The sequence below is a fragment of the Lysinibacillus halotolerans genome, assembly GCF_003711845.1.
Lineage (GTDB): Bacteria > Bacillota > Bacilli > Bacillales_A > Planococcaceae > Ureibacillus > Ureibacillus halotolerans.
In genome coordinates this window covers 1-7,061 of sequence record NZ_RHLQ01000085.1, presented here as the reverse complement: position 1 = coordinate 7,061, position 7,061 = coordinate 1, and the positions used below count along the sequence as shown (strand labels likewise).

The following is a 7,061-nucleotide window of genomic DNA, read 5'->3' as shown; positions in this document are numbered from 1 at the left end:
AACGAGATTAAAGAACAAATACGGTTGACGGTCAATTAAAAAAGCCCCTTTAGGGGCAGTTAGTAAGGAGCCCTTATAGGGCGTTACTAAAACCGCCTGTTTTACAGGCGGATATTTATTAATTCAGAAAGCACTTTGCAACCCATTTAAAAAAGTAACCAATCGGGCTAGATTGTTTCCAAAATGCATCCATTTATAATAACCATCCAATAGGAAATACTGTATAAACCGAAGATAAATTGGAGGACAGTATTATGCCTGAATTGCCGGAGATGGAAACATATAAATCATTACTAGGGTCATTGATAGGTGGGCAAAAAATTTCAGATGTTGAGATTGGACGGGAAAAATCGATTAACGTACCAGTTGAACGGTTTATTGCACAAGTTTCAAATCAAACGATAAAAACGATTACGAGAAGAGCGAAGTATTTAATTTTCCAATTACAGGATGATTCGTGTTTACTGTTACATTTAATGCTTGGTGGATGGATGTTTTTTGGTAAAGAGGAAGATAAACCAGACAGAACAATTCAAGTAAAATTATCTTTTGGAGAACAACATTTATATTTTATTGGACTGCGTTTAGGTTACTTGCATCTTTTATCACCAGAAGAGATAAAGAAAGAGTTTGAAAAACTAGGACTAGAAGTACTTGATCCCGATTTCACATTGGATACCTTTCAACAGCTAATGGAAAAAAGAAAGGGAATGATAAAAACAACATTAATCAATCAAGAAGTGCTAGCTGGAATAGGGAATGCATATTCTGATGAAATTCTTTGGCATGCAGGGATTCGCCCAGATAAAAAAATCAATGTGCTAGACGAGCAACAATTAACTCGGGTTTATCAGTCGATTCAGTTTATTTTTAAAAAAGGAATCGAACAAGGTGGTTATATGGAAAACCCACTATATAAGGGAGATAACAAAACAGGAGGTTACCAATTCTATGTTTATGATCAAGAAGGTAATGCATGTTCCCGTTGCCATACCCCCATTTTAAAAGAAGAAATTTCTAATCGGAAAACTTTCTTTTGCCCTAATTGCCAAAAATAAAGTGAATTTTATATAAGCTTATGAATATGAAGACTTAAAACGCTTCCTAGCTTTACAACATTCATGTGTTGCCAAAGACGGTCCGCATATGATGAAGCAGTTTCGTGCTGGAACTAGCACAAATTGACATACGGTGTATCAGTTGGTAGTATGTGTAGTAACAAACTGAATAGTAAATATTGCGGGGGGACTCTTCGGAGTTGAGAAGGTTAAAACCTGACTCTTTGAACCTGTCAGTTAACACTGGTGTAGGGAAGCGATTCATTAGATTTATAAGCAATAATTTGAATTGTGCTTTCCCATTTTTATTTAATGGGAGAGCATTTTTTTATTATATAGAGCCTAAGTGAATTCATACCTTAATCCCCTGTTTTGTTGATCTATTCGTTCGTATAAAGAATGGAAATAGAGAGGTGTTTGCAAAGTGGTTAACAAGCAAGAGATTCAAAGTAAAATGATGCAGGCGGTTGAAGCGGTAAGAGGGACGAATCCGATGGCAGGTTCGATTACGAACACTGTAACGATTAATCTTGTAGCAAATGCACAGCTTGCTGTTGGTGGATCTGCCGCTATGGTGTACTTGCCAGATGAGGCGGAGTTTTTGGCAAAAGCTGGCGGAGCTATGTGTATCAACGTGGGAACGTTGTTACCGATTTATGAGGAGACGTTACCTTATGTAGCGAAGGTGTTGCATGAAACAGGAAAGCCATGGGTTTTAGATCCCGTTGCTGTCGGTATTGGTTCACTTAGAACAAAACTTTTACAACAATTTAAGGCATATAAGCCAACAATTATTAGAGGGAATGCTTCGGAAATTATCGCATTAGCTGGTTTATGGGGATTAGATGGAGGTACAGAACAATCGAATGTTCGTGGTGTTGATTCTACTGATTCAGTAAGTGGGGCTAAAGTAGCAGCTATTGCGCTTGCTAAGTGGACAGGAGGCGCTGTTGCTGTCTCAGGTGAAACGGATTTAGTAACAGACGGCTCAATCATGGCTGTCTCCTATGGAGGCTCTCACTTTATGGAGAAAATTACGGGGGCAGGTTGTTCGTTAGGTGGAGTAGCAGCTGTCTACGCTACAGCAACATCACCATTCATTGCGGCACTTACCGCCACTACGGTGTACAATGTAGCCGGTAAACGGGCTGAACTTAAAGTGGATGGTCCAGGAAGTTTCCAAGTTCAGTTTATAGATGAATTATATAAAACAACGGCGGAAGACATTGCGAACAATTCATTGGATATAGAGGAGGTTTCATTTTTATGAATACATTAGTTGCAGTAGCTATTGCGCCTTTTGGAGTAGGCGATGAATTGGCAGAGGAAGTCGCAGAAGTTGTGAAAGTGATTCGGGAGTCAGGATTACCAAATCGAACGACATCGATGTTTACGGAGATTGAGGGCGAATGGGACGAAGTAATGAAAGTAGTGAAAGAGGCGACATTTGTCCTTGCGGAGAAGGGAATTCGAACGGAAGTAGTGTTAAAAGCAGATATTCGACCAGGATATACAAATACGATCAATACGAAAGTAGATAAAGTAAATGATATTTTAGGAGGATAAAATGAGTATTGTAAAAAAACTTGATATTTCCAAATACTTAGTGATAGGTCCGGAAAATACGAAAGGTCGTCCAGTTGCCACAATTATTAAAGATGCGGTGAATGCAGGGTTTACTTGTATCCAAATTCGTTCCAAAGTTGCCTCTGCGAAGGAATTGATTCAGCTAACACGTCAAGCGGCAGAAGCCATTGAAGAAGCTGGAAAATCCAAAGAGGTTGCGCTCCTTGTAAATGACCGACTAGATATTGTTTTAGCTGCGAGAAAAGAAGGGATTAAAGTGGATGGTATTCATGTGGGACAAACAGATATACCAGTAGATGTTTGTCGTGAATATTTAGGTGAAGAGCTCATTGTCGGTTTATCAGCTCGGGCAGATGAATTATTTGAGTATATAAAAACAGCGGATGTTTCTCAACTTGATTATTTTGGTGTTGGACCATTACGCGAAACACAAACAAAACCTGATTGTGGACTTGGAAAAGATGGCAGGGTCATTACAAGAAGTTTTGATGATATCGCTAAAATCTCTGAGCTTAGTTCGATTCCGGTAGTCGTAGGCGGTGGTGTTAAGCTTGCTGATATACCTTCCCTTGCCCAAACAGGAGCGGATGGTTTCTTTGTTGTGTCAGCTGTGACGGAGGCTGATAATCCAAAACTAGAGGCAACAAAATTAGTGAATGCCTGGAACGATTATAAATCTAGGGAAAAGTGTTCGGTTAACTGAGTTATTAATATATGCCGATACTTGATGTTCTTAAAAGAAGACAAATGCCTATTTGGCGTTGTCTTCTTTTATGTTCCTTATTACAAATTAAGTGAGATAATATTTACATAATGGGAAATGTGAGGCTACCACAAGGAACTAAAAAAGATCTTATTAGTAGTTTAAATTACGAAAATCGCCGCATTACTACTTGCACTATTTTTATTGATTTATGTAAATAAATTTGTTGGAGAAGAGAGAAAATAAACTTAGTAAAGCAAAACTTCCACAGATAGTTTATAGGGGCATGTCTTTTTACAATGTCAACTTCTTCTCATTTTATATTGTTTACTAAAATTTTGACCCCAATATTTTTTGACAAACTAAATTGTCTGAGTGTATTGTCTTTGATAATAGGTTACTGAACATGATATAAGTGTAAAAGAAGTTTTTTACGATAAGTTTGATGTTTTATAGATAATGAGAGGATTTGAGTTTGAAGATGAAAGAAAATTTTTGGCTTGATTTACCGCGGCCATTTTTTGTACTTGCACCAATGGAAGATGTGACGGATGTTGTTTTTCGTCATGTCGTAAGTAAAGCAGGTAGACCGGATGTATTTTTTACGGAGTTTACAAATACGGAAAGCTATTGTCATCCAGAAGGAAAAAAAAGTGTGCGCGGGCGTTTGATTTTTACAGAGGACGAACAGCCAATTGTTGCACATATATGGGGGGATAAGCCCGAATATTTCCGTCAAATGAGTATTGGGATGGCCGAGTTAGGATTTAAAGGTATTGATATTAATATGGGTTGTCCTGTACCGAATGTTGCCTCTAGAGGAAAGGGAAGTGGCCTTATACTTCGACCAGATGTAGCTGCTGAAATTATTCAAGCAGCAAAAGCAGGAGGACTTCCAGTAAGTGTGAAAACAAGACTTGGCTATACAGAAATAGATGAGTGGAAGGAATGGCTAACGCATATTTTAAAACAGGATATCGCTAATCTTTCCATCCATTTACGTACTAGAAAAGAAATGAGCGCTGTAGATGCCCATTGGGAACTAATTCCGGAAATTAAAAAGTTACGAGATGAAGTGGCACCAAATACGTTGCTCACAATTAATGGAGATATTCCTGACCGTCAAACAGGTCTGAAGCTCGTAGAACAGTACGGTGTGGATGGCGTAATGATCGGACGGGGGATTTTTAAAAATCCTTTCGCTTTTGAAAAAGAGCCGAAAGAGCATAGTAGTAAGGAGTACTTAGACCTTTTAAGATTGCAGCTTGATCTACATGATCAATATAAAGAAGAATTGCCACGTCCAGTGACAGGGCTTCATCGATTCTTCAAAATTTATGTCAAAGGATTCCGTGGTGCAGGCGAACTCAGAAATCAATTAATGAACACAAAAACAACGGATGAAGTACGTGCATTACTTGATCATTTTGAAGCGAACCAAATAGATTGATGCAGAGAGTAAATGAGCTCACCTATAAGTAAAAGAAAACAACAGTCTAATTGGCTGTTGTTTTTTTCTTTGAAAGGGGAATTTTTATGTTAACTAAAATATAAAATAGGTTGACGTAATGATACTGTTTCAATATACTATTTCTAAAATTGGATATAGGGAGGTATATGATGACTGCTACTATCACTAGAACAAATAATCATTCACGCACTTTACGTATGGTACAAATTGCAATGTTTTCCGTATTGATGATGATCGGTGCCAACATTTCCTCATTTTTGATTATCGGTGGTGTACCAATTACCCTTCAGACATTCTTTGCGATAATAGCCGGAATTTTATTGGGTAGTCGCACAGGAGCTGTTGCTATGCTTTTTTATCTTTTTATTGGACTAGCTGGCTTACCGGTATTCGCCAAGTTTTTAGGAGGTATAGATTCACTCGTTACACCTACTTTTGGGTTTATTCTTTCATATGTTATCGTTGCTTACATAGTTGGAGCAATCGTTCGGAAGTTTCCTACAACAAAAGGATTTGTAATTGCTGCATTGGCTGGAACAGCTATAAATTATTTCATAGGGACCAATTGGATGTATGTTGCATATAAGTTATGGTTTGAAGCACCGACAAACTTTACTTATCAAATGGCTTGGGCATGGATGATGGTCCCATTACCAAAAGATATAATTTTAGCTATCTTTGCCGGAATATTCGGCTATCGACTAAAGCCAATTGTACAAAAGTATAAGAAATGATGTTTAGCAAAAAGGGGAGGATCAAATGCTTATTCATGGCCATGAAATAAAAGGGAAAGGCATCGATAAAGAAACACGGTGTTTGCATTATCATTCTGAAATTGATCGAATTGCAATTAAATTTTACTGTTGCGATACATATTTTCCGTGCTTCTCCTGTCATGAAGAAGTAGGTTGCACCCATCCACAAGTTTGGCCGAAAAATCAATTTCACCAAAAGGCCGTGTTATGCGGGGCATGTGGATATGAACTTACTATTAATGAATATTTATCTTGCAATTCTACATGTCCAACCTGCAAAAGTGCATTTAATCCAGGTTGCAACATTCATCAACATTTATATTTTGAAGTGTGAATATTGCCGCACATACTTTGAAAATCTAGCAGACCAAGTTCCGTTTCATCATATGGAACTTGGTTTACTACGAAGAATCCCATTTTTCATAAGTGATTTTGTAACTTTGTCCTCTAAATGTTATTAATTGTTTCTCCATCATTTCAAGTGAATCATGTTGTTCAGCAACTATTTAATAGGTAAAGATTCCTGAAAGAGTTCCTCTATTAGTTTGCAATTTGCCTATCTTTTATATGGGGTTTTATACTATTTATAATGGATGAACGAAGGTAAATGGTTTTCAAACAAAAGAATAATGGAGAGGGGTGCTCTTATTATGACAAAGGGTAATATCAATCCTAAAGTGGATGAATTTCTAAATAAAGCTGAAAAATGGAAGGCTGAATTTGAAGAGTTAAGAGCGATTGTTCTTGAATGTGGGCTAACTGAGGAATTTAAGTGGATGCATCCTTGTTATACTTATAAGAAAAAGAATATTGTATTAATACACGGATTTAAAGAATATTGTGCATTGCTGTTTCACAAAGGCGCTCTATTAAAAGATAATCATGGGATTTTGATCCAACAAACAGAGAATGTACAAGCAGCCCGTCAGATTCGATTTACGGATGTCCAAGAGATTGTTGAGATGGAAAATATTATAAAAGAGTACATTCATGAAGCTATTGAAGTTGAAAAAGCTGGTTTGGAAGTGGAGTACAAAAAAGATACGGAATACGTCATTCCAGAAGAATTTCAAGTGAAATTAGATGAAAATTTCGACTTGAAAACTGCTTTTGAAGCACTAACTCCTGGGCGTCAAAGAGCATACATTTTTCACTTCTCCCAACCGAAACAATCGAAAACACGGGCGGCAAGGGTTGAAAAATATATCCCACAAATTTTGAATGGTAAAGGATTAAAGGATTGTACTTGTGGACTGTCTAAAAGAATGCCTAACTGTGATGGTTCCCACAAAGCTGTTCGTTAATCGAGTCTTCATTGCGTTCTTTCAACTCTTATTAAACAACGAATTCCTATTTTTGGAATTCGTTTTTATTAATTCTTTTAAAACCACGTGCTCTGCACGTGTGAAAATATACTTTTAGAGTGGTAATGGAGATGGAATTAAAAACTCCTCTCGATATAATGAAAATGGCCGTCAAACCAAATT

At 37.3% G+C, this 7,061-nt stretch carries 8 protein-coding genes and 1 riboswitch; all 8 genes read left to right on the top strand.

Annotated elements, in window-relative coordinates:
- Nucleotides 1–254: 254 nt before the first annotated feature.
- On the top strand, nucleotides 255–1,058 hold the full coding sequence (mutM, locus tag EC501_RS17965) for a DNA-formamidopyrimidine glycosylase (protein WP_122973708.1): 804 nt from the start codon (nucleotides 255–257) through the stop codon (nucleotides 1,056–1,058).
- A 173-nt stretch (nucleotides 1,059–1,231) separates the two neighbouring features.
- A riboswitch (TPP riboswitch) is annotated at nucleotides 1,232–1,331 on the top strand.
- 151 nt (nucleotides 1,332–1,482) lie between these two features.
- Nucleotides 1,483–2,328 (top strand): hydroxyethylthiazole kinase, encoded by an 846-nt coding sequence (gene thiM, locus EC501_RS17960; RefSeq protein ID WP_122973707.1) that lies wholly within the window; start codon nucleotides 1,483–1,485, stop codon nucleotides 2,326–2,328.
- On the top strand, nucleotides 2,325–2,624 hold the full coding sequence (locus tag EC501_RS17955) for an MTH1187 family thiamine-binding protein (RefSeq protein ID WP_122973706.1): 300 nt from the start codon (nucleotides 2,325–2,327) through the stop codon (nucleotides 2,622–2,624). The genes thiM and EC501_RS17955 overlap by 4 nt, the downstream gene beginning before the upstream one ends.
- A 1-nt stretch (nucleotide 2,625) precedes the next feature.
- The gene (locus EC501_RS17950; protein WP_122973705.1) at nucleotides 2,626–3,348 is read left to right on the top strand and encodes a thiamine phosphate synthase; all 723 of its coding nucleotides are present in this window, start codon (nucleotides 2,626–2,628) and stop codon (nucleotides 3,346–3,348) included.
- A gap of 481 nt (nucleotides 3,349–3,829) precedes the next feature.
- Nucleotides 3,830–4,798 carry a tRNA dihydrouridine synthase gene (locus tag EC501_RS17945; protein ID WP_122973709.1) on the top strand — a complete coding sequence of 323 codons (969 nt, stop codon included), beginning with the start codon at nucleotides 3,830–3,832 and terminating at the stop codon, nucleotides 4,796–4,798.
- Nucleotides 4,799–4,965: 167 nt separating this feature from the next.
- Nucleotides 4,966–5,553, top strand: a complete 588-nt coding sequence (locus tag EC501_RS17940; protein WP_122973704.1) for a biotin transporter BioY — start codon at nucleotides 4,966–4,968, stop codon at nucleotides 5,551–5,553.
- A gap of 25 nt (nucleotides 5,554–5,578) precedes the next feature.
- Entirely contained in the window at nucleotides 5,579–5,908 is a 330-nt protein-coding gene (locus EC501_RS17935) for a CHY zinc finger protein (RefSeq protein WP_122973703.1), read from the top strand.
- Between the two features lie 316 nt (nucleotides 5,909–6,224).
- Nucleotides 6,225–6,878 (top strand): DUF1801 domain-containing protein, encoded by a 654-nt coding sequence (locus EC501_RS17930; protein ID WP_122973702.1) that lies wholly within the window; start codon nucleotides 6,225–6,227, stop codon nucleotides 6,876–6,878.
- The last annotated feature ends 183 nt before the right edge of the window (nucleotides 6,879–7,061 follow it).